The sequence below is a fragment of the Vreelandella sp. 162(4c) genome, from assembly GCF_058152265.1.
On record NZ_CM176981.1, the window covers coordinates 2,315,417 to 2,340,059 of the forward strand.

At 55.3% G+C, this 24,643-nt stretch carries 34 protein-coding genes; all 34 read right to left on the bottom strand.

Translation table 11 applies throughout. From position 1 onward, the window contains the following. Positions 1–25: 25 nt before the first annotated feature. The 34 genes from AC4EYZ_RS10580 to rpoC all read right to left on the bottom strand — a co-directional run bounded on the left by AC4EYZ_RS10580 (position 26) and on the right by rpoC (position 24,634). On the bottom strand, positions 26–1,357 hold the full coding sequence (locus AC4EYZ_RS10580) for an SPOR domain-containing protein (RefSeq protein ID WP_474192393.1): 1,332 nt from the start codon (positions 1,355–1,357) through the stop codon (positions 26–28). A 330-nt stretch (positions 1,358–1,687) separates the two neighbouring features. Continuing rightward, on the bottom strand, positions 1,688–2,074 hold the full coding sequence (gene rplQ, locus AC4EYZ_RS10585) for a 50S ribosomal protein L17 (RefSeq protein ID WP_008959150.1): 387 nt from the start codon (positions 2,072–2,074) through the stop codon (positions 1,688–1,690). A gap of 39 nt (positions 2,075–2,113) precedes the next feature. After that, on the bottom strand, positions 2,114–3,109 hold the full coding sequence (locus AC4EYZ_RS10590) for a DNA-directed RNA polymerase subunit alpha (RefSeq protein ID WP_009288137.1): 996 nt from the start codon (positions 3,107–3,109) through the stop codon (positions 2,114–2,116). Positions 3,110–3,207: 98 nt separating this feature from the next. Next, a complete protein-coding gene (gene rpsD / locus AC4EYZ_RS10595; protein ID WP_008959152.1) occupies positions 3,208–3,828 on the bottom strand; it encodes a 30S ribosomal protein S4 in 621 nt (206 codons plus the stop codon). Between the two features lie 12 nt (positions 3,829–3,840). Beyond that, positions 3,841–4,227 (bottom strand): 30S ribosomal protein S11, encoded by a 387-nt coding sequence (gene rpsK, locus AC4EYZ_RS10600; RefSeq protein WP_007111985.1) that lies wholly within the window; start codon positions 4,225–4,227, stop codon positions 3,841–3,843. 39 nt (positions 4,228–4,266) lie between these two features. Then, entirely contained in the window at positions 4,267–4,623 is a 357-nt protein-coding gene (rpsM, locus tag AC4EYZ_RS10605; RefSeq protein WP_022520863.1) for a 30S ribosomal protein S13, read from the bottom strand. Positions 4,624–4,746: 123 nt separating this feature from the next. Continuing rightward, the gene (gene rpmJ, locus AC4EYZ_RS10610) at positions 4,747–4,860 is read right to left on the bottom strand and encodes a 50S ribosomal protein L36 (protein WP_008959154.1); all 114 of its coding nucleotides are present in this window, start codon (positions 4,858–4,860) and stop codon (positions 4,747–4,749) included. Between the two features lie 64 nt (positions 4,861–4,924). Continuing rightward, positions 4,925–6,256, bottom strand: coding sequence for a preprotein translocase subunit SecY (gene secY, locus AC4EYZ_RS10615; protein ID WP_008959155.1), 1,332 nt, complete (start codon positions 6,254–6,256; stop codon positions 4,925–4,927). After that, the gene (gene rplO / locus AC4EYZ_RS10620) at positions 6,257–6,691 is read right to left on the bottom strand and encodes a 50S ribosomal protein L15 (RefSeq protein WP_009288138.1); all 435 of its coding nucleotides are present in this window, start codon (positions 6,689–6,691) and stop codon (positions 6,257–6,259) included. 3 nt (positions 6,692–6,694) lie between these two features. Further along, entirely contained in the window at positions 6,695–6,877 is a 183-nt protein-coding gene (rpmD, locus tag AC4EYZ_RS10625) for a 50S ribosomal protein L30 (RefSeq protein WP_022520864.1), read from the bottom strand. 6 nt (positions 6,878–6,883) lie between these two features. Continuing rightward, positions 6,884–7,384, bottom strand: a complete 501-nt coding sequence (gene rpsE, locus AC4EYZ_RS10630; RefSeq protein ID WP_007111990.1) for a 30S ribosomal protein S5 — start codon at positions 7,382–7,384, stop codon at positions 6,884–6,886. Positions 7,385–7,395: 11 nt separating this feature from the next. Further along, the gene (rplR, locus tag AC4EYZ_RS10635) at positions 7,396–7,746 is read right to left on the bottom strand and encodes a 50S ribosomal protein L18 (RefSeq protein WP_022520865.1); all 351 of its coding nucleotides are present in this window, start codon (positions 7,744–7,746) and stop codon (positions 7,396–7,398) included. A gap of 9 nt (positions 7,747–7,755) precedes the next feature. Further along, the gene (gene rplF / locus AC4EYZ_RS10640) at positions 7,756–8,286 is read right to left on the bottom strand and encodes a 50S ribosomal protein L6 (protein WP_009288139.1); all 531 of its coding nucleotides are present in this window, start codon (positions 8,284–8,286) and stop codon (positions 7,756–7,758) included. 9 nt (positions 8,287–8,295) lie between these two features. Further along, positions 8,296–8,688 carry a 30S ribosomal protein S8 gene (gene rpsH, locus AC4EYZ_RS10645; protein WP_007111993.1) on the bottom strand — a complete coding sequence of 131 codons (393 nt, stop codon included), beginning with the start codon at positions 8,686–8,688 and terminating at the stop codon, positions 8,296–8,298. 32 nt (positions 8,689–8,720) lie between these two features. Further along, entirely contained in the window at positions 8,721–9,026 is a 306-nt protein-coding gene (gene rpsN / locus AC4EYZ_RS10650; RefSeq protein WP_022520866.1) for a 30S ribosomal protein S14, read from the bottom strand. A gap of 10 nt (positions 9,027–9,036) precedes the next feature. Continuing rightward, entirely contained in the window at positions 9,037–9,576 is a 540-nt protein-coding gene (gene rplE / locus AC4EYZ_RS10655; protein WP_007111995.1) for a 50S ribosomal protein L5, read from the bottom strand. A gap of 18 nt (positions 9,577–9,594) precedes the next feature. Further along, positions 9,595–9,909, bottom strand: coding sequence for a 50S ribosomal protein L24 (rplX, locus tag AC4EYZ_RS10660; RefSeq protein ID WP_007111996.1), 315 nt, complete (start codon positions 9,907–9,909; stop codon positions 9,595–9,597). Positions 9,910–9,923: 14 nt separating this feature from the next. After that, a complete protein-coding gene (gene rplN, locus AC4EYZ_RS10665) occupies positions 9,924–10,295 on the bottom strand; it encodes a 50S ribosomal protein L14 (protein ID WP_008959163.1) in 372 nt (123 codons plus the stop codon). A 48-nt stretch (positions 10,296–10,343) separates the two neighbouring features. Next, entirely contained in the window at positions 10,344–10,604 is a 261-nt protein-coding gene (gene rpsQ / locus AC4EYZ_RS10670) for a 30S ribosomal protein S17 (RefSeq protein ID WP_007111998.1), read from the bottom strand. Between the two features lies 1 nt (position 10,605). Beyond that, positions 10,606–10,797: a 50S ribosomal protein L29 gene (gene rpmC, locus AC4EYZ_RS10675; protein WP_022520867.1), complete on the bottom strand. Its 192-nt coding sequence runs from the start codon at positions 10,795–10,797 to the stop codon at positions 10,606–10,608. After that, positions 10,797–11,210, bottom strand: coding sequence for a 50S ribosomal protein L16 (rplP, locus tag AC4EYZ_RS10680; RefSeq protein ID WP_007112000.1), 414 nt, complete (start codon positions 11,208–11,210; stop codon positions 10,797–10,799). The genes rpmC and rplP overlap by 1 nt, the downstream gene beginning before the upstream one ends. A 15-nt stretch (positions 11,211–11,225) precedes the next feature. Next, a complete protein-coding gene (gene rpsC, locus AC4EYZ_RS10685; protein ID WP_009288141.1) occupies positions 11,226–11,927 on the bottom strand; it encodes a 30S ribosomal protein S3 in 702 nt (233 codons plus the stop codon). 10 nt (positions 11,928–11,937) lie between these two features. After that, positions 11,938–12,270 carry a 50S ribosomal protein L22 gene (rplV, locus tag AC4EYZ_RS10690; protein WP_007112002.1) on the bottom strand — a complete coding sequence of 111 codons (333 nt, stop codon included), beginning with the start codon at positions 12,268–12,270 and terminating at the stop codon, positions 11,938–11,940. A gap of 18 nt (positions 12,271–12,288) precedes the next feature. Then, positions 12,289–12,564, bottom strand: coding sequence for a 30S ribosomal protein S19 (gene rpsS, locus AC4EYZ_RS10695; RefSeq protein WP_013330996.1), 276 nt, complete (start codon positions 12,562–12,564; stop codon positions 12,289–12,291). 33 nt (positions 12,565–12,597) lie between these two features. Beyond that, positions 12,598–13,428: a 50S ribosomal protein L2 gene (rplB, locus tag AC4EYZ_RS10700; protein ID WP_008959166.1), complete on the bottom strand. Its 831-nt coding sequence runs from the start codon at positions 13,426–13,428 to the stop codon at positions 12,598–12,600. Positions 13,429–13,445: 17 nt separating this feature from the next. Then, entirely contained in the window at positions 13,446–13,742 is a 297-nt protein-coding gene (gene rplW / locus AC4EYZ_RS10705; RefSeq protein WP_008959167.1) for a 50S ribosomal protein L23, read from the bottom strand. Next, positions 13,739–14,344 (bottom strand): 50S ribosomal protein L4, encoded by a 606-nt coding sequence (rplD, locus tag AC4EYZ_RS10710; protein ID WP_007112005.1) that lies wholly within the window; start codon positions 14,342–14,344, stop codon positions 13,739–13,741. Before rplD ends, rplW begins: the two co-directional genes overlap by 4 nt. Positions 14,345–14,359: 15 nt before the next feature. Then, positions 14,360–14,998, bottom strand: a complete 639-nt coding sequence (rplC, locus tag AC4EYZ_RS10715; protein WP_009288142.1) for a 50S ribosomal protein L3 — start codon at positions 14,996–14,998, stop codon at positions 14,360–14,362. Positions 14,999–15,158: 160 nt separating this feature from the next. Further along, positions 15,159–15,470, bottom strand: a complete 312-nt coding sequence (gene rpsJ, locus AC4EYZ_RS10720; protein WP_007112007.1) for a 30S ribosomal protein S10 — start codon at positions 15,468–15,470, stop codon at positions 15,159–15,161. Positions 15,471–15,629: 159 nt separating this feature from the next. Beyond that, positions 15,630–16,823 (bottom strand): elongation factor Tu, encoded by a 1,194-nt coding sequence (tuf, locus tag AC4EYZ_RS10725; protein WP_009288143.1) that lies wholly within the window; start codon positions 16,821–16,823, stop codon positions 15,630–15,632. 29 nt (positions 16,824–16,852) lie between these two features. Next, a complete protein-coding gene (fusA, locus tag AC4EYZ_RS10730) occupies positions 16,853–18,976 on the bottom strand; it encodes an elongation factor G (RefSeq protein WP_009288144.1) in 2,124 nt (707 codons plus the stop codon). Between the two features lie 202 nt (positions 18,977–19,178). Further along, positions 19,179–19,649, bottom strand: coding sequence for a 30S ribosomal protein S7 (gene rpsG, locus AC4EYZ_RS10735; RefSeq protein ID WP_009288145.1), 471 nt, complete (start codon positions 19,647–19,649; stop codon positions 19,179–19,181). A gap of 182 nt (positions 19,650–19,831) precedes the next feature. Next, the gene (gene rpsL / locus AC4EYZ_RS10740; protein ID WP_008959173.1) at positions 19,832–20,206 is read right to left on the bottom strand and encodes a 30S ribosomal protein S12; all 375 of its coding nucleotides are present in this window, start codon (positions 20,204–20,206) and stop codon (positions 19,832–19,834) included. Between the two features lie 213 nt (positions 20,207–20,419). Continuing rightward, entirely contained in the window at positions 20,420–24,634 is a 4,215-nt protein-coding gene (gene rpoC, locus AC4EYZ_RS10745; RefSeq protein WP_009288147.1) for a DNA-directed RNA polymerase subunit beta', read from the bottom strand. Positions 24,635–24,643: the final 9 nt, after the last annotated feature.

The following is a 24,643-nucleotide window of genomic DNA, read 5'->3' on the forward strand; positions in this document are numbered from 1 at the left end:
GGCGGGGTGATGACGGCCCACCCCCTTACAAGCTGGCGTTAACGACCATACAGTCCATACCTTGGGAGTGCAGCTCACGGCACGCTTGGCGAGCTCGCTGCTCGTCCAATGCCATTAGCCGGGCGCGATAAACCGGGTTTTGGCCCTCTACCGTGTCTACAGCAATGCGTCCGCCTAAAGTCTGAGCAATCCGCTGAGCCGCCTGCTGCGCCAATTGCCGTGCCTGGGCTTCACGACTGAAAGCACCCACTTGCACCCCCCAGCCGCCGCCCGTTTCATTGACAGAAGCCATCTTGCGTTCACGCTCAATGAACGCTTGAAGTGGGTCGGGCTGTGGATCGTCGCTTGCCGGCGTTGGGCGCTGAATGGTGACGATATCGGCTAGCTGTTCTTCAAGATCGACCACCGGCGTTGAGGGGGTAGAGTTGGCTGATGGTGACAACGTTGACGTTTCGACCACCGCCAGCAGGGGTTGGCGTGGCGCTGGCTGCTGTGGTGCCACCGGCTGAGCAGGGGGGGCAAAGGCCATAAATTCCCGCGAGAAGCTGGTGTCACCCATCCAGCTTTGCTGGTCGCGTAGGGACGCACGCAAGAAGCTACGATCCAGCAGATTGGCCATATGGGTATCCCGGGACTGGGATGAAAAACCACCCATGACGACGCCCACCAGCCGCCGATCACCGCGCACTGCGGTAGTGGCCACGTTAAAGCCAGAGGCGCGAATGAACCCCGTTTTTAGGCCATCGGCACCTGGGTAGTCACGCACCAATCGATTGTGGCTGGTGTGCCGGGTGCCGCGGTAGGTAAACTCTTGCAGGCCGAAGTAGTGGTAGTACTGGGGGAAGTCCTGCATCACGCGTACCGAAAGCGTGAGCATATCCCGCGCGGTGGTGATTTGGCCGTCATCCGGCAAGCCAGAGGCATTGCGAAAGGTGGTGGCATGCATGCCCAGCTCGCGTGCCTTGGTGGTCATCATTTGGGCAAAGTGGGCTTCGCTACCGCCCAGGGCTTCGGCAACCACTGCGGCAACATCATTGGCAGAGCGAACCGCGAGTGCGCGAATAGCGGTATCCACCGGAATTGAGCTGCCCGCCGCCAGCCACAGTTTGACAGCAGGCTTGGCGGCAGCGTAATGGGAAACCGGCAAGGGTTGGTCCAAGCGCAGCGTACCCTCTTCTAACGCTTCAAAGGTTAGATAGAGCGTCATCATTTTGGTAAGCGACGCAGGATAGCGCTGATCGTCAATATTCTCGGCGTAAAGCACTTCGCCATTGTCCAGATCAACGACAATACCCGCATAGCGCGGGTTGTCGGCATGCGCAGTAGTGACCATCGCAAGTATGAGCAGCATTAGCATACTCAAAAACCCTATCGCCGACGCTCCCCCGGCAGCGCTTTTTATCCTCGCATACATACCTGCCCCTTGCTTGTTATCAATGCGCTAGTTCGAATCGCTGTTTAACCAACCTGCCGCTGCTTAACTACCATGCCACACTCAAGCTACAACACAAGGCTTGCCCAAGCGGCACGCGACGCTTACTCAATTTAATAATAGGCCGAGTATAGGGTATTAGTACGAAGAATAGACGACGTTAAGTGTAGAAAACAGAAGATAAATGCGCCCATAAAAAAACCGACCACTGAGGGTCGGTTTTCATTCGCTACCAAAGAGGCCTGGCGCAGAGGATTACTCTTCTGCAGCGGCTTCTTCAACAACCGGACGGTCAACTAGTTCAACGAACGCCATAGGCGCGTTGTCGCCGGTGCGGAAACCGCACTTGAGAATACGGACGTAACCGCCCGGACGCTCGGCATAACGCGGACCCAATTCGTTGAACAGTTTGCCGACGGCTTCTTTAGAGCGCGTGCGGGCAAACGCCAAACGACGGTTTGCAACGCTATCCTGCTTAGACAAGGTGATCAGCGGCTCGATTACGCGACGCAGCTCCTTGGCTTTCGGCAGGGTTGTCTTAATGACTTCATGTTCGACCAGCGAGACAGACATGTTCTTGAACATGGCCTGACGATGCGAGCTGGTGCGATTCAGATGACGACCACTCTTACGATGACGCATGGTTGTAATTCCTTACCAAACTGGGACTCAAGTCGACGCTCACGCGGAGGCTTTGTCGTCCTTCAGGCTTGCCGGTGGCCAATTTTCCAACCGCATGCCAAGGGACAAGCCGCGAGCCGCCAATACATCTTTGATTTCATTCAAAGACTTTTTACCGAGGTTCGGTGTCTTCAACAGCTCAACTTCTGTGCGCTGGATAAGATCACCGATGTAGTAAATATTCTCGGCTTTTAGGCAGTTCGCGCTACGAACGGTCAACTCAAGATCGTCTACGGGGCGCAATAGAATTGGATCGACATGATCCTCTTCCTCTTCGACTTCCTGTTCTTTATCAGCTTCCAGGTCGACGAAGGCGGCCAGCTGCTCTTGCAGGATGGTCGCACTGCGACGGATAGCCTCTTCCGGATCCAGGGTACCGTCGGTTTCCAGATCGATAATTAGCTTATCGAGGTCGGTGCGCTGCTCGACACGAGCGGCCTCAACCGAGTAGGAAACACGGCGGACAGGGCTGAAGGTGGCATCCAGCTGCAGGCGGCCAATGGCACGTGACTCTTCATCAGAGCCGCGCGCGTCAGCCGGTTCGTAGCCACGACCCAGCGCTACCTTAAGCTGAATTTTCAGCTCGGCACCTTCATTGACATGAGCAATGACGTGGTCCGGGTTGACGATTTCGACGCTATGATCAAGCGCAATGTCGCCAGCGGTGACGACGGCTGGGCCCTGCTTGTTCAGCGTGAGCACCGCCTCATCGCGGCTGTGCATCTTGATCGCAACATCTTTCAAGTTCAGGAGGATTTCAATGACATCTTCCTGCACCCCTTCAAGCGCACTGTATTCATGCTCGACGCCGGCGATTTCAGCCTCTACCACGGCACAGCCGGGCATGGACGAAAGCAGAATGCGACGTAGTGCATTCCCCAGGGTGTGACCAAAGCCACGCTCGAACGGTTCGAGCACGATTTTGGCGTGATGTGCGCTGATTTCTTCGACCTTGATGTCGCGAGGACGGAGAAACTCTGTCACTGAACGCTGCATATGAACACCTTTCAGGCTGCCAAACGGATACTTGGTACTCGGTAAGATCTGGCGCGGGCGTTAAACCGGCACCAGATTGACAAGAAACAGAAAACTGCTTACTTGGAGTACAGCTCGACGATCAGGTTTTCGTTGATGTCGGCAGACAGGTCACCGCGTTCAGGCAGAGCCTTGAAAGTGCCTTCCATCTTCTTGGCGTCGATTTCGATCCAAGCGATATCGCCACGGTTGGCCGCAATGGACAACGCGCTTTGAATACGTGCTTGGTTTTTCGCCTTTTCGCGAATGGAAACAACGTCACCCGGCTTCACTTGATAGGAAGCAACGTTAACGGTGCGGCCGTTCACGGAAATCGCTTTGTGGCTGACCAGCTGACGCGCTTCAGAGCGAGTCGAGCCGAAGCCCATGCGGTAGACGACATTATCCAGTCGGGATTCGAGCAACTGCAACAATACTTCACCGGTCGCACCTTTCAGGCGAGCGGCTTCTTTGTAGTAGTTACGGAACTGTTTTTCGAGTACGCCATACATGCGACGTACTTTTTGCTTCTCGCGAAGCTGCAAGCCGTAGTCTGAAAGACGCTGACGACGCTGGCCGTGTACACCCGGGATCTGCTCGGATTTACACTTTTTCTCGAAGGGAGTAACACCACTCTTCAAAAAGAGGTCGGTGCCTTCACGACGAGACAGTTTGCACTTCGGTCCAATATAACGAGCCATGAATCTGTCTCCTTAAACGCGGCGTTTCTTAGGCGGACGGCAGCCATTATGGGGAATGGGCGTCGCGTCTACGATGCTTTGCACGCGGAAGCCGGCGGCATTCAGTGCGCGCACGGCGGATTCACGACCGGGACCTGGGCCTTTAACCAGTACATCTACGTTTTTCACACCATACTCGGCTGCAGCAGTTGCTGCACGTTCGCTTGCCACTTGAGCAGCGAACGGGGTGCTCTTGCGAGAACCACGAAAACCCGAACCACCGGCAGTCGCCCAAGAAAGAGCGTTGCCCTGGCGGTCTGTGATCGTCACGATCGTGTTGTTAAAAGAGGCATGGATATGCGCAATCGCATCCACTACCTGCTTTTTAACCTTTTTACGGTTACTACGCGGGTTAGCCATGTTGATGTCTATTCCTGTCTTTACGCCAGAACGTGCGTGTTATTTGCGGATCGGCTTACGCGGGCCCTTACGGGTGCGCGCGTTAGTCTTAGTCCGCTGACCACGCAGCGGAAGACTACGACGATGACGCAGACCACGGTAGCAGCCTAAGTCCATGAGACGCTTAATGTTAAGCGTGACATCACGACGAAGGTCGCCTTCTACGGTGTACTTGCCAACTTCAGAACGCAGGGTGTCGACTTCTTCAGAAGACAGATCCTGGATCTTGGCAGTAGGCGCGATACCGGCTGCAGCACAGATGTGCTCAGCACGGGTACGGCCAATCCCGAAGATATAGGTCAGCGAGATCGCCGCATGCTTGTTGTCCGGGATATTGACGCCTGCAATACGGGCCATCAGCTTACTCCGAAATTTGAGCGGCTTGCTCGTTTATTCATCTACAAAAGGCGCAACAGCATACCCCATCATTTGCCCTAAGGCAAGGGGTATGCTGGCACCCGCTTAATACAACCCAGGCTATTAACCCTGGCGTTGTTTGTGCCGTGGCTCGCTGCAGATGACGCGGACAGCGCCATTGCGACGAATGATCTTGCAGTTACGGCACATTTTCTTTACGGAAGCTCGAACTTTCATCGATCTTTCTCCAAAAACCGGCTCGCGGCGCGCCCTCTCTAACTAAATAGGGGTGGACGGCGCCTCAGCGCATGATACCGCCGCTACCGTAGCCTTTCAGGTTGGACTTCTTCATCACTGAGTCATACTGATGCGACATGAGATGCGACTGCACCTGGGCCATGAAGTCCATGATGACCACGACTACGATTAACAACGAGGTACCGCCGAAGAAAAACGGCACGTTCCACGCCACAATCAAGAACTGGGGCATCAAGGAAACCGCAGTGATATACAAGGCACCGAACAGGGTCAAACGTGTCATGACCTTGTCGATATAGCGAGCGGTCTGCTCGCCGGGGCGAATGCCCGGCAGGAAAGCGCCTGACTTTTTAAGATTGTCAGCCACATCCTTGGGGTTGAAGACCAGCGCTGTGTAAAAGAAGCAGAAGAATACCACTGCCGCCGCGAAAAGCAAGATGTAAAGCGGTTGACCTGGGCCTAATGCCTGAGATGCACGCTGCAACCACTCCATACCTTCACCGGCACCCACCCACTGACCAATAGAGGCCGGGAAAAGCAGGATACTGGAGGCAAAAATCGCCGGAATAACACCGGCCATGTTGACCTTCAAAGGCAGGTAGCTACTTTGCCCTGCATACATCTTATTGCCCACTTGTCGCCGAGGGTAATTAACTTTGAGACGGCGTTGGCCGCGCTCAATGAAAACCACAAAGGCGACAGTCGCAATACCTAACACTGACAGCGCTAACAGCGGCAGAACATTCCAGGCCCCTTCATTACGGGCAAGCTCGAAGGCTTGGCCCACGGCACTGGGCAGTCCAGCGACAATACCGGCGAAGATCAGCAGCGAAATACCGTTGCCGATGCCCTTCTCGGTAATCTGCTCACCTAGCCACATCATAAACACCGCGCCCGATACAAACGTAATCACGGCGGTGAAATAGAAGCTGAAGTCAGCACTGTACGCGATGCCTTGGCTAGCCAGACCGACGGACATGCCGGTAGCCTGGACAAACGCCAGTATCACCGTGCCGTAGCGGGTGTACTGGCTAATCTTGCGGCGGCCAGCCTCACCCTCTTTCTTGAGCTGCTCAAGATGAGGGGAGACCGCAGTCATGAGCTGCATGATAATCGACGCCGATATATAGGGCATGATACCCAGGGCGAGAACACTCATGCGCTCCAGGGCGCCACCCGAGAACATGTTAAACATGCCCAGAATGGTGCCCTGTTGCTCCCTAAACAAGGCAGCAAGCTGGTCAGGATTGATACCGGGAACGGGAATGTGGGCACCAATACGGTACACCACGATGGCGAGGAGCACGAAGCGCAAACGCGCCCACAGTTCACTCAGACCGCTGCCCATCGCCGGCATTTTTCCTGACTTGGCCATTTAGTCCTCTACCTTGCCGCCAGCGGCTTCGATCGCTTCACGGGCACCTTTGGTGACCTTGATTCCGCGAACGGTAACCGCCGTTTTCAGTTCGCCAGAAAGGATGATCTTCGCGTGTAGCGTAGAGTCCTTTAGCACGTTGGCTTCTTTCAAAGATGCCAGGGTGACTTCGCCACCGGCAACTTTAGCAAGCTCAGCCAGGCGTACTTCTTCAGAGACCAGAGATTTTGCAGACGTAAAGCCGAATTTCGGCAAACGACGCTGCAAAGGCATCTGACCGCCTTCGAAACCGGGCTTAACACTGCCGCCACTACGTGACTTCTGACCTTTGTGACCACGGCCACCGGTCTTACCAAGACCGGAACCGATGCCACGACCAACGCGCTTTGCAGCGTGTTTGGAGCCCGGAGCCGGGCTTAGGTTATTGAGTTTCATGGATTACTCTCCCTCAACGCGCACAAGGTAGTTCACCTTGTGGATCATGCCGCGTACGGCAGGGGTGTCTTCCAGTTCAACCGTATGACCGATGCGACGCAGGCCCAAGCCTTTCATAGTAGCCTTGTGCTTGGGCATAATGCCGATGGTGCTGCGGATCTGGGTAACCTTGATCGTTGCTGCCATGGTGCCTTACCCCGTGATCGCTTCGACAGACAGACCGCGCTTGGCGGCCACGTCTTCCGGTGCTTGCATGGAGGAGAGACCTTTAACAGTCGCTCGTACCACGTTAACCGGGTTGGTGGAACCGTAGCACTTGGCCAGTACGTCGTGGACACCGGCGAGCTCTAATACAGAGCGCATGGCGCCACCGGCGATGATACCGGTACCTTCGGAAGCCGGCTGCATGTACACCTTGGAAGCACCGTGACGGGCTTTGACCGGGTACTGCAGCGTATGGCCAGCAAGGTTCACCTTGACCATGTTGCGACGAGCTTGATCCATCGCTTTCTGGATTGCGACAGGCACTTCACGCGCCTTGCCACGACCGAAACCGACACGACCTTTACCATCACCAACGACGGTCAGTGCGGTGAAGCCGAAAATACGACCACCCTTGACCACCTTGGCGACGCGGTTGACCTGCACTAACTTCTCTTGCAGATCACCGCTTTGCTGTTCGTTCTTCGCCATCGTAAAACCCTTTAGAATTCCAGGCCGCCTTCACGTGCGGCGTCGGCCAGCGCCTTGACGCGGCCGTGATACTTAAAGCCAGCACGGTCGAAGGCCACCTGGGTGATGCCTGCTTCTTTAGCGCGTTCAGCAATCAGAGCACCCACTTTAGAGGCCGCATCTGAGTTGCCGGTCGCACCCTCGCGCAGTACTTTGTCCAGCGTAGAAGCACTGGCCAGTACTTTGCCACCATCCGGCGAGATAATCTGCGCATAGATGTGACGCGGGGTACGGTTGACGCACAGGCGATACACGCCCAGCTCGCGGATCTTTGCGCGAGCGCGGCGGGCACGACGGAGACGAGATTCTTTCTTCGCGTTCATAACCCTGCCTTACTTCTTCTTGGCTTCTTTGCGACGCACCTGCTCGTCGGCGTACCGAACACCCTTGCCTTTATACGGCTCGGGGGGACGGAAGGCGCGGATTTCCGCGGCGCACTGGCCGAGCATCTGCTTATCCGCGCTTTTCAGCACGATAACGGTGTTCTTCGGCGTTTCCGCTGAGACACCTTTAGGCAGTTCATAGTCGACCGGGTGCGAGAAGCCCAGTGAAAGATTGAGCGTCTGGCCCTTAGCTTGGGCACGATAACCGACGCCAACAATTTCGAGAGTTCTTGTGAAACCCTCGGATACGCCCGTTACCAGGTTCTGAACTAAGGCGCGGGTAGTACCGGCCATGGCCCAGCTCTTGGCAGACTCACTCGGGGCGAAGGTCAGCTGGCCATCTTCTTGACCGACCACTACATCAGAGTGGATGGTCATAGATAGCGTGCCCTGGCCGCCTTTGGCGGTCAGCTGGTCAGCATTGATTTTAATCTCAACGCCGGCAGGCACTTTAACCGGATATTTCGCTATGCGGGACATTCCAGCCTCCTAGAATACGGTGCAGATGACTTCGCCACCGACACCCGCTTGGCGCGCGGCACGATCGGTCATGACACCATTGGATGTGGTGACAATCGCGATACCCAGGCCATCGGCAACCTTAGGCAAGTTATCCTTGCCCATGTAGCGGCGCAGGGACGGCTTGGAAACCCGCTGAATGTGCTCAATGACCGGCTTACCCTCAAAGTACTTGAGAGTTACGGTTAGCTCGGGCTTAGCGCCCTCCGCTACCGCAAAGTCGGCAATGTAGCCTTCTTCCTTTAGCACTCGGGCCACTTGCACTTTCAACTTGGAGGACGGCATGGTAGCCGTCTCCTTGGTGGCCATCTGCGCATTGCGGATACGTGTAAACATATCCGCCAGAGTGTCTTGCATGCTCATTTAATGTGCGCTCCTGATAATTCTACGTGGCGTTACCAACTGGATTTTTTCAACCCAGGAACGTCGCCACGCATGGCGGCTTCACGCAGCTTGTTACGGCCAAGGCCGAACTTGTTGTAAAAACCGTGCGGACGACCGGTGATACGGCAGCGGTTACGCTGACGCACCGGGCTTGAGTCGCGCGGCAGTTGCTGCAGCTTCAGCGTCGCCTCGAAGCGGTCTTCCTCAGACGTGTTCACGTCTGAGATGATCTTCTTGAGTTCAGCGCGCTTGGTCGCATACTTCGCGACCAGCTGAGTACGCTTAAGCTCACGCTCTACCATACTTTTCTTAGCCATGATCTCGCCCCTATTTCTTGAACGGGAAGTTCAGCGCGGTTAGTAGCGCACGACCTTCCTCGTCGGTTTTGGCGGTCGTAGTGATAGTGACGTCCAACCCCCGGATGCGATCGATTTTATCATACTCGATCTCCGGGAAGATGATCTGCTCACGCACACCCATGGAGTAGTTACCACGACCGTCGAAAGACTTCGGGTTGAGACCACGGAAGTCACGCACGCGGGGAATCGCGATGTAAACCAAACGGTCCAAGAAGTCCCACATACGCTCAGCGCGCAGAGTTACCTTGATGCCGATTGGCCAACCTTCGCGCACCTTGAAGCCCGCGATGGACTTACGTGCCTTGGTCACCAACGGTTTTTGACCAGAGAGTTTCTCTAGATCGCCGATGGCATTGTCAATCAACTTTTTATCGTTGACTGCTTCGCCGATACCCATGTTCAGAGTCACTTTCGTGATCCGGGGTACCTGCATAACGTTGGCATAGCTGAACTCTTCTTTGAGTTGAGCTGCTACCTCGTTTTGATAACGTTCTTTCAAGTTCGCCATTGTGCTACCCGACTCGCGTTAGGCGTCGATCTGCGTCTGCGTCGACTTGTAGATACGTACCTTGGTACCGTCTTCCTTCACTTGGAAGCCGACGCGATCCGCCTTACCGGTCTCCGAATTGAAGATGGCTACGTTGGACGCGTGAATCGGAGCCTCACGCTCGACGATACCGCCCTGATTACCCGCCATGGGATTTGGCTTGGTGTGACGTTTAATCATGTTCACACCGGACACCAAAAAGCGGTTTTCTAATACCCGCTTAACGGTGCCACGCTTGCCTTTATCCTTCCCGGCGATGACGATGACTTCATCGTCACGTTTGATCTTTTGCATATCCGCCTCGCTCCTTACAGCACTTCAGGCGCTAAGGAAATGATCTTCATGAACTTTTCATTACGAAGTTCACGAGTCACCGGCCCAAAAATACGGGTACCGATGGGCTGTTCGTTGGTGTTATTCAACAAAACTGCCGCATTTCCATCGAAACGGATGAGCGAACCGTCGGGACGACGGACGCCACTACGGGTCCGGACCACGACCGCTTTTAGCACCTGGCCTTTTTTGACCTTGCCACGCGGAATCGCTTCCTTAACCGTGACCTTGATGATATCACCAACGCGAGCGTAACGACGATGTGAACCGCCTAACACCTTGATGCACTGCACCCGGCGCGCTCCGCTGTTGTCGGCGACATCCAGCATTGTCTGAGTCTGAATCATCGGTTTTCTCCAAACCTAATCTGACTGCACTGATTGACAAGCCAGGGGTTAACCCTTGGCGTGTTCAACCACCTCGACCAGCGTCCAAGCTTTTTTCTTGGAAAGCGGACGGCACTCCTGAATGGAAACCGTATCGCCTGCCTTAGCCTGGTTCGCCTCATCATGGGCGTGCAGCTTGGTGGAGCGCTTAACGTATTTTCCGTAGATCGGGTGACGCTCGCGCCGCTCGATCATGACGACGATGGACTTGTCCATCTTATCGCTCACCACTTTACCGGTGAGCGTACGCTTTGTGTTTTCTTCGGCCATCTCAATCACCTGCCTTCTCGTTGAGCAAAGTCTTAACGCGGGCGATATCCCGGCGGACCTGCTTGAGCAGATGAGTCTGGCTCAGTTGGCCAGTGGCCTTCTGCATGCGCAGGTTAAACTGCTCGCGGAGGAGTTCGAGGAGTTGCTCCTGGAGCTCTCCTACGGACTTTTCACGAATTTCCTGGGCTTTCATCACATCACCGTCCGTTTCGCAAAGGTGGTGGATAAGGGCATTTTCTGTGCGGCAAGCTCAAACGCTTCACGAGCGAGCTCTTCCGACACGCCTTCAATTTCATACAGGACCCGACCCGGTTGGATCTGGGCAACCCAGTACTCAACAGAACCTTTACCTTTACCCATACGAACTTCGAGCGGCTTCTTGGAGATCGGCTTATCAGGGAAAACGCGGATCCAGATTTTACCGCCACGCTTTACGTGACGCGTGATCGCACGACGGCCTGCTTCGATCTGACGCGCAGTGATGCGGCCGCGACCAGTAGCTTTAAGGCCGTATTCCCCGAAGCTGATCTTGCTTCCGCGATGCGCCAGGCCACGGTTGCGGCCTTTCATCATCTTGCGGAATTTCATACGCTTGGGCTGTAACATCGACTCGCTCTCCCCTTACCTGGAACCTTTCTTCTTGGGCGCGTTGCCGGCAGGCTGTTGTTTAGCCTTGGCACGTACTTCCTCGATACCGCCGAGGATTTCACCCTTGAAGATCCACACTTTGACGCCGATAACGCCATAGGTGGTGTGAGCTTCGTAAGTGGCGTAGTCGATATCCGCACGCAACGTGTGCAGCGGAACGCGACCTTCGCGGTACCATTCGGTACGTGCGATTTCAGCGCCACCAAGACGACCTGACAGCTGAATCTTGATGCCACCAGCGCCAAGACGCATTGCGTTCTGTACCGCGCGCTTCATAGCACGACGGAACATGACGCGACGCTCAAGCTGACCCGCTACGTTAGCAGCGACTAGCTTGGCATCCAGCTCCGGCTTGCGAACTTCTTCGATGTTCACATGCACGGGAACGCCCATCATCTGGGTGAGATCGCGACGCAGACGGTCGACATCTTCACCTTTCTTACCAATCACGATACCCGGGCGGGCAGTGTGAATGGTGATGCGGGCATTGTTCGCCGGACGCTCGATGTGGATGCGGCTAACAGAGGCGCTTTTAAGACGCTCTTCCAGGAAGCTACGCACTTCGAGATCGTTATTGAGCTTATCGGCGTAAGCGCCGCGCTCAGCATACCAGACAGAAGCATGGTCTTTGACGATGCCCAGTCGAATGCCTGTTGGATTGACTTTCTGACCCATCGGTCGACTCCTACTTCTCGGCTACCTTGACGGTGATGTGGCACGTGCGCTTCAAGATACGATCCGCACGCCCCTTGGCACGCGGCTTGATACGCTTGAGCGTCATGCCCTCATCGACGCAGATGGTCGAGACACGCAGCTCGTCAATATCCATGCCGTTATTTTCTTCCGCGTTTGCAATCGCGGATTGCAGCACCTTCTTAACCAGCTTGGCAGCCTTCTTCGGTGAGAAGGTCAGCAGGTCGAGTGCCTCGGCGACAGGTTTACCGCGCACCTGGTCAGCCACCAAACGGGCCTTCTGGGCGGATAAACGAGCGCCAAGCAGCTTAGCTGTGACTTCCATCTCTCAATCCTCTCTGGCTTACCGTTTGGCTTTTTTATCCGCCGCATGCCCGCGATAAGTGCGAGTAGCAGCGAATTCGCCCAATTTGTGGCCAACCATTTCCTCGGAGACGTGCACCGGGACGTGTTGGCGACCGTTATGGACCGCGATAGTGAGGCCTACCATATTGGGCAGGATCATAGAACGACGCGACCAAGTCTTGATCGGTTTGCGATCGTTCTTCTCCACTGCAACCTCTACCTTCTTCAAAAGATGAAGGTCAATGAAGGGACCTTTCTTTAGTGAACGTGGCACAGCCGTTACCTCTTAATGTCTTGGCAATGTAGATCAACGCGTCTTATTACGACGACGAATGATCAGCTTGTCGGTGCGCTTGTTCTTACGCGTCTTATGACCCTTAGTCGGCACACCCCATGGGGATACCGGGTGACGACCACCACTGGTGCGGCCTTCGCCACCACCGTGCGGGTGATCGACTGGGTTCATCGCGACACCGCGAACAGTCGGACGCACACCTCTCCAGCGCTTCGCACCGGCCTTGCCAAGTTGACGCAGGCTGTGCTCTGAGTTGCTCACTTCACCCAAGGTCGCGCGGCACTCGGCCAACACTTTACGCATTTCGCCAGAGCGAAGACGCAGGGTGGCATAGTTACCTTCACGAGCAACCAGCTGGGCGCTTGTACCGGCACTGCGAGCAATCTGCGCGCCTTTACCCGGCTTGAGTTCGATGCAGTGCACCGTAGAACCCAACGGGACGTTGCGCAGCGGCAAGGCATTGCCTTTCTTGATTGACGCGTTAACACCAGATTCCAGCACGTCACCCGCGCTGACACCTTTCGGTGCAATGATGTAACGACGCTCACCATCGGCATACTTCAGCAGCGCAATGTGCGCACTGCGGTTGGGATCGTGCTCAAGACGCTCAACGGTGGCAGGAATGCCATCCTTGGTGCGTTTGAAATCGATCAACCGATAGTGGTGACGATGACCACCGCCCACGTGGCGGGTGGTGATACGACCGTAGTTGTTACGGCCGCCGGACTTGGACTGTTTTTCTAAAAGCGGTGCATAGGCACGGCCTTTAAACAGTTCCTCGCCAACGATCTTGACGACGTGGCGACGACCGGCGGAAGTGGGTTTGGTCTTGACGATTGCCATTATCCGTACTCCTGCCCTTATTCGGCGCCAGAGAAGTCTTCGAGCGTTTCACCCGCAGCCAGGGTCACATACGCTTTGCGGTAACCCTTACGCAGGCCAACGCCGTTCGCAGTACGTTTTGTTTTACCCTTCATGTTCAGTACCTGAACACTGCCGACCTTTTTGCCGAAGAGTGCTTCAACGGCCTTTTTGATCTCGGGCTTGGTAGCATCAGATGCCACCTTGAAAACGTACTGGTTGCGCTCGGCTGCCATTGCGGCCTTTTCGGTCACGTGCGGCCCAAGCAGAACCTTAAATACGCGTTCCTGGTTCATGCCAGCTTCTCCTCGAATTTACGCAGGGCGGAGACGGTAATCAGCACCTTATCAAAGGCTACCAGGCTTACCGGGTCAGCTGCCGCGACATCCACCACGTCAACGTGGGGAAGGTTGCGTGCGGCCAAATAGAGCTTTTCGTCAACTTCTTCAGTGACGATCAACACTTTTTCAAGGTTGAGCTCTTTTAGCTTGGCAGCTACCTGCTTGGTCTTAGGCGCATCGACGACGAACTCTTCAATCGCGACTAAACGCTCTTGACGTACCAGCTCTGACAAGATGGAGCGCATCGCTGCACGGTACATCTTGCGGTTAACCTTCTGGGTGTAGTCTTGCGGACGCGCCGCGAAGGTTACGCCACCACTACGCCATAGCGGAGAGCGGATGGTACCGGCACGTGCACGACCGGTGCCTTTCTGACGCCACGGCTTTTTACCACCGCCACGAACGTCGGAACGACTCTTTTGTGCGCGGGTTCCCTGACGACCAGCCGCCAAATAGGCAGTGACAACCTGGTGAACGAGCGCTTCGTTGAATTCTTTGCCAAAAGTGGCGTCGGCTACTTCAACGGTACCCGCGCCTGCAGCAAGATTCAGATTCATTGGTAATTATCCCCTTCAGCCTGCTTTCACGGCGCTGCGAACGATAACGTCACTACCGGGAGCACCCGGTACGGCGCCTTTAATCAGCAGCAGGTTACGCTCGGCGTCAACACGGACGATCTCAAGGCTCTGCACGGTGCAACGGGCGTTACCCATTTGACCGGCCATCTTTTTGCCTTTGAAAACGCGACCCGGAGTCTGACACATGCCGATAGAGCCCGGCGCGCGATGCGACAGAGAGTTACCGTGAGTCATATCTTGGGTACGGAAATTCCAGCGCTTAACAGCACCCTGGAAGCCTTTACCCTTAGAGGTGCCAGTCACGTCAACCATTTGACCAGCTTCGAAGAGGGATACGGTGAGTTCGCCGCCTACTTCAGGAATCTCTTCGCCTTCTGCAAGACGAAACTCCATCAGTGCACGACCAGCTTCAACACCCGCCTTGGCAAACTGACCCGCTTGCGCTTTGGTGAGGTGCTTAGCTTTACGAGAGCCAGATGTGACCTGAATCGCTGCGTAACCGTCAGACTCGACAGATTTAACGCGTGTAACACGATTAGGATCAACTTCAATAACGGTTACGGGCACAGACGCGCCGTCTTCGGTAAAGACACGGGTCATCCCGGCCTTTTTACCGACTAAACCGATAGTCATACTCAGTCTCCTATAGTGTACGGGGCTATCACCCGCTATGGCTGCCCTTTCCAGAGCATTCCACTAGCACATTGTATGGCGCCTCACGGCGCGGCGGCTGCTGCTCATGCTAGCTCTTTACAAAGAACGATGAGCGCTGGGCCGCAAGTGACTAGTGTAATTAGTTGAGTTTGATTTGCACGTCAACGCCTGCGGCGAGATCAAGCTTCATCAAAGCATCAACAGTTTTTTCGGTCGGCTCAACAATGTCGAGCACACGCTTGTGCGTACGAATCTCATACTGGTCACGCGCATCTTTGTTGACGTGCGGTGAGATCAGAATGGTGTAACGCTCGCGGTTGGTCGGCAGCGGAATCGGACCACGAACCTGAGCACCAGTACGTTTAGCGGTTTCAACAATCTCCGCTGTAGACTGGTCGATCAGGCGATGGTCGAAAGCTTTCAACCGAATGCGAATCTTTTGGTTCTGCATTTGCCCTAAACTCCAATGGATGTCGACGGCGCGAGCCGTCTACCCACGCATTCAAAGGATGCGCATTATAGGCACGCCAAAAGCCCATGTCAAACATTTGCTGTTGGTGCGCAGAAAAGGGGGCTCATCAGAGCCCCCTTCATCATTCAAGCATGCTGCTTACTTGACGATTTTGGCCACAACGCCAGCACCGACAGTACGGCCGCCTTCACGAATAGCGAAGCGCAAGCCTTCGTCCATTGCGATCGGGGCGATCAAGGTAACAACCATCTGAACGTTGTCACCCGGCATGACCATTTCAACGCCTTCCGGCAGTTCACAGGTACCCGTTACGTCGGTGGTACGGAAGTAGAACTGCGGACGGTAGCCCTTGAAGAAAGGCGTGTGACGACCACCCTCTTCTTTGGACAGTACGTAAACTTCTGCTTCGAAGGTAGTGTGCGGGTTGATGGTGCCCGGCTTGGCCAGTACTTGGCCACGCTCGACGTCATCACGCTTAGTACCACGCAGCAGGGCGCCAACGTTCTCACCAGCACGACCTTCGTCGAGCAGTTTACGGAACATTTCAACACCGGTAACGATCGTTTTGGTGGTATCGCGGATACCCACGATTTCCACTTCTTCGCCCGCTTTGACGATACCGCGCTCTACACGACCGGTAACAACAGTACCGCGGCCAGAGATAGAGAACACGTCTTCGATCGGCATCAGGAACGGCTGGTCGATGGCACGCTCCGGCTCAGGGATGTAAGCATCCAGAGCTTTGATCAAATTAGCGACGGCAGTCGTACCCATGCCCTTGTCATCTTCACCGTTCAGCGCCATCAGCGCAGAGCCAGTGATGATCGGCGTGTCGTCACCCGGGAAGTCGTACTGGTCTAGAAGTTCGCGAACTTCCATTTCTACCAGCTCGAGCAGCTCTTCATCATCGACCATGTCCGCTTTGTTCAGGAACACAACGATGAACGGTACGCCAACCTGACGAGACAGCAGGATGTGCTCGCGAGTTTGCGGCATCGGGCCGTCTGCGGCAGAACATACCAGGATAGCGCCGTCCATCTGCGCAGCACCGGTGATCATGTTCTTGACGTAGTCAGCGTGTCCCGGGCAGTCAACGTGCGCGTAGTGGCGATCTTCAGACTGGTATTCCACGTGGGAAGTAGCGATTGTGATACCGCGCTCACGCTCTTCAGGAGCGTTATCGATGGTATCAAACTCACGCCAGTCGCCGCCGAAAACCTCAGCAGACACGCGGGTCAGGGCCGCCGTCAGAGTCGTTTTACCGTGGTCGACGTGACCAATGGTGCCGACGTTGACGTGCGGTTTGGAACGTTCAAATTTTTCCTTAGCCACTGCTATAACCTCTTTACGTTAGCTAACGGTTAACCGTTTTGATTGATGACGGCTTCAACGACGCTGGAGGGCGCCTCGTCGTACTTCGAGAACTCCATAGAGTAGCTCGCACGGCCCTGGGTTTGTGAGCGCAGATCGGTTGCATAACCGAACATCTCGCCCAGTGGCACCGTCGCACGAATGACTTTACCAGAAGAGGAGTCATCCATACCCTGCACCAGGCCGCGACGACGGCTCAGGTCACCCATGACGTCACCCATAAATTCTTCGGGGGTCACGATTTCGACCTTCATCACCGGCTCCAGCAGCACGGCCTTGGCCTTCCTGGCACCTTCTTTTACTGCCATAGAAGAAGCAATCTTAAACGCAGTCTCGTTGGAGTCTACGTCGTGGAAGGAGCCATCAAACAGCGTTACTTTAACGTCGATCATCGGGTAACCCGCGATGACGCCGTTTTTGAGCTGCTCAAAAGCACCCTTCTCAACCGCGGGAACGTATTCCTTGGGAACCGCACCACCCACGATCTCAGAGTTGAACTTGAAGAACAGTTCGTCTTCGCCTTCACCCTTCTCTTCTGCTGTCAGCGGCTCGATACGCAGCCATACGTGACCATACTGACCACGACCACCGGACTGACGTACGAACTTGCCTTCTTGCTCAATGCTGCCGCGAATCGTTTCGCGATAGGCAACCTGAGGCTTACCGATATTGGCTTCAACCTTAAACTCGCGACGCATACGGTCAACGAGGATATCCAGGTGAAGCTCACCCATGCCAGAAATAATCGTCTGGCCGGTTTCTTCGTCGGTTTTGACCTGGAAGGAAGGGTCTTCTTGAGCAAGCTTGCCCAACGCAACACCCATCTTCTCTTGGTCTGCCTTAGATTTAGGCTCTACAGCAACCGAGATAACCGGATCCGGGAACTCCATGCGCTCGAGAACAATCTTGTTATCAATGTCGCACAGGGTATCACCCGTGGTGACGTCTTTCAGACCGATACAAGCAGCGATGTCGCCCGCCAGAACTTCTTTGATCTCTTCACGGGAATTGGCGTGCATCTGAACGATACGGCCAACGCGCTCTTTCTTCTGCTTAACGGAGTTATAGACACCGTCACCAGATTTAAGAACACCCGAGTAGACGCGAATAAAGGTCAGCGTACCAACGAAGGGGTCAGTGGCGATCTTAAACGCCAGGGCCGCAAACGGCGCACTGTCATCAGCTTCACGGGTATCAACGGTGCCGTCTTTATCGTCGAGCTCACCTTCGATCGCCTTAACTTCCGTCGGCGAAGGCATGTATTCGATAACGCCATCCAGCACTGCTTGAACGCCTTTGTTCTTAAAGGCAGAACCACAGGTAACCAGAACGATATCGTTAGCCAGGGTGCGCGCACGCAGACCGGCCTTGATCTCTTCAACCGATAGCTCACCGCCTTCAAGGTACTTTTCCATCAGCTCGTCAGAGCCTTCGGCAGCAGCTTCGACCATCTCTTCGCGGTACTTTTCTGCTGTTTCTTGTAGCTCAGCAGGAATGTCCGCGAGGTCATAATTCATACCCAGGCTTTCCTCGTCCCACAGGATAGCCTTCATCTGAATCAGATCAATAACGCCTTTAAAGTCCTCTTCCGTGCCCCAGTTAATCTGGATTGGCACAGCTTTGGCACCCAAACGCTCTTTCAACTGCTCGACAACCATGAAGAAGTCAGCGCCGGTACGGTCCATCTTATTGACGAAAACCATGCGCGGAACTTCGTACTTGTTGGCTTGGCGCCATACTGTTTCGGTCTGCGGCTGAACGCCGGAAGAACCACACAGCACAACAACCGCACCATCGAGTACGCGCAGAGAACGTTCAACTTCAATAGTGAAGTCAACGTGCCCCGGGGTGTCGATAATATTGATACGGTGCTCAGGGAACTGCTTGTTCATGCCCTGCCAGAAACAGGTAGTTGCAGCTGAGGTGATAGTGATACCACGCTCCTGCTCCTGCTCCATCCAGTCCATGGTCGCAGCACCGTCGTGTACTTCGCCCACTTTGTGGGAGAGGCCGGTGTAGAACAGTACACGCTCAGTCGTCGTGGTTTTACCCGCGTCGACGTGAGCGACGATACCGATATTACGGTAGCGATTTAGTGGAGTCTTGCGTGCCACGGTGAAACTCCCGTTTGTTGGCGATGCTCGTTAATTTAGCGGCGTATGCAAGCGAGGTTTATGCGGCCGCCGCTACCACTGCGTCATGGTAGCGGCTGAGTGTTGCAACTTTTGAATTGCAACAACGCGACTCAGCAAACATTCCACCATGCTGAACAACGTGCATATATAAACCAGAAAGCCATACTTAAAAACGCCGACCTTAAAAACGGTAGTGCGAGAAGGCCTTGTTGGCTTCTGCCATGCGATGCACGTCTTCGCGCTTCTTAACGGCAGAACCTTTACCTTCAGCGGCATCCAGCATTTCACCCGCCAGACGCTGAACCATGGTTTTCTCACCGCGACGACGCGCCGCGTCTACCAGCCAGCGCATTGCCAGCGCTTGACGGCGAGACGGACGTACTTCAACCGGCACCTGATAGGTCGCACCACCAACGCGGCGCGACTTCACTTCGACCATCGGCTGGATGGCTTCCAGCGCTTTGTCGAAGATCTCCAGCGGATCTTCTTTACTACGCTCGGCAACCTTGTCCAACGCACCGTAGACGATACGCTCAGCTATGGACTTCTTGCCGCTGACCATCAGGTGGTTCATGAACTTCGCCAGACGCTCACTTCCGAACTTAGGATCCGGCAGAATCTCGCGTTTAGCTACTACTCTTCTTCTAGGCATGATAAGCCCTCAATTAAGGATCTTTCAGGTAAACCCGGAACTCATGCAACCTGTGTACGCTATTCAAGTACCACAAGTGCAGCCCGACCTTACTCTTATCAGACCGTCAAATTCGTGAAAATCGTTACTCAGCATGCCCTTTTGACGGGGCGACGCTGCACAGCTGACCTAGGACTTAAAACTTAGGACTTAGGACGCTTAGTACCGTATTTAGAACGACCCTGACGACGATTTTGAACGCCAGAGGTGTCAAGGGCGCCACGAACGGTGTGATAACGCACACCTGGCAAATCCTTTACACGACCGCCGCGAATCAAAACGACAGAGTGTTCTTGAAGGTTGTGACCTTCACCACCGATATAAGAAGACACTTCAAAGCCGTTGGTAAGGCGCACACGGCAAACCTTACGCAGAGCCGAGTTAGGCTTCTTCGGGGTGGTGGTGTAAACGCGCGTACAAACGCCGCGTTTTTGCGGACAGGCCTGCAGCGCTGGCACGTCACTTTTTGTGACGGGGCGCTTGCGCGGCTTGCGCACTAGCTGATTAATCGTTGCCATGGTGTTTAGCTGACTCCAATGGTTGCCTTGCCTTTTAACAAATGCGGGCAGCGGATGCGGGCGCACCCACCCCACTGTTAAAGGCTGCGCATTCTAAAGGCTGACCCTAGGTCGCGTCAAGCCTTGCCGGCGGCTTTACCGGCAAGGTGACACTTTTTCAGGTCAGCTATTCGTTTTACTTACTCATGTTACCTACTGCTTTAGGCGCCAAATCTACAGCTCGTCGTCAGAATCGAGAGCGGTCAACTGTGCACCCAGCTCCTGTTCGACTTCGGTAGCCGAAGGATTGAACAGTTGCTCAACGTCTTCGCGCTTGCGACGACGTTCTGCGTGGTGAGTCAAGCCTGTACCAGCTGGTATCAGGCGACCAACCACCACGTTTTCTTTCAGGCCACGCAGGTAATCACGCTTGCCAGTCACCGCTGCTTCGGTCAGTACGCGGGTTGTCTCCTGGAAGGAGGCCGCGGAAATGAACGACTCGGTGGCCAAGCTGGCCTTGGTGATACCCAGCAGCATACGCTGATACTTGGCCGGGAATTTCTTCTCTTTTTCAAGGCGTTCGTTCTGTTCCAGCACGCGAACCAGTTCAGCCTGGTCGCCCGTGATGAAGTCAGAATCGCCCGAATCAGTAATCTCTACCTTACGCAGCATCTGACGCACAATGACTTCGATGTGCTTGTCGTTGATGCCTACGCCCTGCAGACGATAAACGTCCTGTACTTCGGCAGTGATGTACTTGGCGAGCTCCTCAACACCCAGCAAGCGCAGGATATCGTGCGGATTGCTCGGCCCATCGGAAATCACCTCGCCCTTCTCGACGGTTTCGCCTTCGAAGACGGCAATTTGACGCCATTTCGGAATCAGCGCTTCAAACGGATCGCCAGATTCCGGGGTAATGGTCAGACGACGCTTACCTTTGGTCTCTTTACCGAAGCTGATCACACCGCTGATCTCGGCCAGGATCGAGGACTCTTTCGGCTTACGCGCTTCGAACAAGTCAGCAACCCGCGGCAGACCACCGGTGATGTCTTTGTTCGCCGAGGCTTCTACCGGGATACGGGCAACCACTTCACCCACCCCGATCGTCACACCATCGTCGACCGAAATAATCGAGTTGCCCGGAAGCAGGTACTGAACCGGGGTGTTGGAGCCCGATACAGAGACGTACTCGCCCGAGCTGTCTTGCAGCATGACCATCGGGCGCTTGTCACGACCGGCCATGGGACGTGCTGCAGACTCGATCACCTCGATAGAGGAGAGGCCGGTCATCTCATCGACGCTGCGGTGCATGGTGACACCCTCGTCGAGATCAATGAACTGCGCCTTACCTTCTACTTCGGCAACGATCGGGTGGGTGTGCGGATCCCATTTGGCCACTGTCGCACCAGCGTCGACCACGTCGCCGTCGCGTACAGAAAGCTCAGCACCGTAAGGAAGCTTATAGTACTCACGCTCACGGCCATGGTCGTCAGCAACGGCCAGGGCGCTAGAACGAGATACCACCACCAGCTTACCGTCGGCACGCTCTACATGCTTGATGTTGTGCAGACGAACCTTACCGCCGTGCTTCACTTGTACGCTATCCACAGCAGACGAACGCGATGCCGCACCACCAATGTGGAAGGTACGCATGGTCAGCTGGGTACCCGGCTCACCGATGGACTGTGCGGCGATAACGCCGACGGCTTCACCGATGTTGACCTGATGGCCACGGGCCAAGTCACGGCCGTAACAGGAGGCACACACGCCGTGTGCGGTCTCACAGGTAATCGTAGAGCGAACGATGATCTCGTCGACACCCATGGTGTCGAGCTCGGCACACCATTTCTCGTCGAGCAAGGTACCTTTCGCGATCAAGACTTCACCGCTGCCTGGGTGAACCACATCCTGGGCGACTACACGACCAAGCACGCGCTGGGAAAGCGGTACGATAATGTCGCCGCCTTCGATGATCGGGTGCAGGGTCAAGCCATTTTCGGTACCACAGTCGACTTCGGTGATGACCAGGTCTTGCGCTACGTCTACCAAGCGACGCGTCAGGTAACCGGAGTTGGCGGTTTTCAACGCCGTATCCGCAAGACCTTTACGTGCACCGTGGGTCGAGATGAAGTACTGCAGTACGTTCAGACCTTCACGGAAGTTGGCGACGATCGGCGTTTCGATGATCGAGCCATCCGGCTTGGCCATCAGACCACGCATACCCGCCAACTGACGGATCTGGGCAGCACTACCACGGGCACCGGAGTCGGCCATGATGAAGACGCTGTTGAACGAGTCCTGCTCAACTTCGTTGCCATCACGATCGATGACGGTCTCTTTAGAGATACCCACCATCATCGCCTTGGCGACTTTATCGTTGGCCTTGGACCAGATATCGATAACCTTGTTGTACTTCTCGCCCGCTGTTACCAGGCCAGAAGAGAACTGGTCTTCGATCTCTTTAACTTCGGCTTCCGCTGCATCAACGATTTCAGTTTTTGCTTCGGGAATAACGAAGTCGTTAACACCGATTGAGGCGCCGGACCAGGTCGCGAGACGGAAACCGGTATACATCAGCTGGTCAGCGAAAATGACGGTCGGCTTGAGGCCGGCACGACGATAAACTTCGTTGATCAGGCTGGAGATCGCCTTCTTCTTCATCGGCTGGTCGATCAGCTCGAAGGGCACACCTTCGGGCAGAATGCGGAACAGCAGTGCACGGCCTACCGTCGTATCGTAAATACGGCGGTGGAAGCTACGCTCGCCGCTCTCTTCTTCGATATCGATTTCGTCCAGACGCACTTTGACCCGGGCGTGCAGCGATACTGACTGGGTACCGAAAGCGCGCTCTACCTCGTTGAGGTCAGAGAACACCATACCCTCGCCTTTGGCGTTGATCTTTTCGCGGGTCATGTAGTAAAGACCCAGTACAACGTCCTGGGACGGCACGATGATCGGCTCGCCGTTAGCGGGCGAAAGCACGTTGTTGGTGGCCATCATCAGCGCACGCGCTTCGAGCTGGGCTTCCAGGGTCAGCGGCACGTGTACCGCCATCTGGTCACCGTCAAAGTCGGCGTTGTAGGCGGCACATACCAGCGGGTGCAGCTGAATCGCTTTACCTTCGATCAGCAGCGGCTCAAACGCCTGGATACCCAGACGGTGAAGCGTGGGGGCGCGGTTAAGCAGTACCGGGTGCTCGCGGATAACATCGGCAAGGATGTCCCACACTTCCGGCAGCTCGCGCTCGACCATCTTCTTGGCGGCTTTGATCGTGGAGGCATAGCCCAGCGACTGCAGCTTGGAGTAGATAAACGGCTTGAACAGCTCAAGCGCCATTTTCTTGGGCAGACCACACTGGTGCAGACGCAGGGTCGGACCAACGGTAATTACCGAGCGGCCCGAGTAGTCGACGCGCTTACCCAGCAGGTTCTGACGGAAACGACCCTGCTTACCTTTGATCATGTCGGCGAGCGATTTCAGCGGGCGCTTGTTAGAGCCCGTGATCGCGCGGCCACGACGACCATTGTCGAGCAGTGCATCGACGGCTTCCTGCAGCATACGCTTCTCGTTGCGCACAATAATGTCCGGCGCATTGAGATCGAGCAGACGCTTCAGGCGGTTGTTACGGTTGATCACACGACGGTAAAGGTCGTTGAGATCGGAGGTCGCGAAACGGCCACCGTCCAGCGGTACCAGCGGACGCAGATCCGGTGGCAGCACGGGCAGCACTTCCATGACCATCCACGCCGGCGCGTTACCGGAGTGGTAGAAGGCTTCAAGCAGCTTGAGGCGCTTGGAGAGCTTCTTGATCTTGGTTTCGGAGTTAGTCTGCGGAATCTCTTCGCGCAGGTGGTTAATCTCTTCTTCCAGATCGATATCTTTGAGCAGCTCCTGAACGGCTTCGGCACCCATGCGGGCATCGAAGTCATCACCGAACTCTTCCAGTGCTTCAAAGTACTGCTCGTCGTTCATCAGCTGACCACGCTCCAGCGTGGTCATACCTGGATCGATAACGACAAAGCTTTCGAAATACAGCACGCGCTCGATATCACGCAGGGTCATATCGAGGAACATGCCGATACGCGACGGCAGTGACTTCAAAAACCAAATGTGTGCCACCGGCGAAGCGAGCTCGATGTGCCCCATGCGCTCACGGCGCACGGCGGCTTTGGTCACTTCTACGCCACACTTTTCGCAGATGATACCGCGGTGCTTCATGCGCTTATACTTGCCGCACAGGCACTCGTAATCCTTAACCGGGCCAAAAATCTTGGCGCAGAACAGGCCATCCCGCTCCGGTTTAAAGGTACGGTAGTTGATGGTCTCAGGCTTCTTCACCTCGCCAAACGACCAGGAGCGAATCATGTCCGGCGACGCCAGGGTAATCTTGATCGCGTCAAACTCTTCGGACTGAGACTGCGATTTGAGTACTTTCACCAAATCTTTCATGGGACGGCT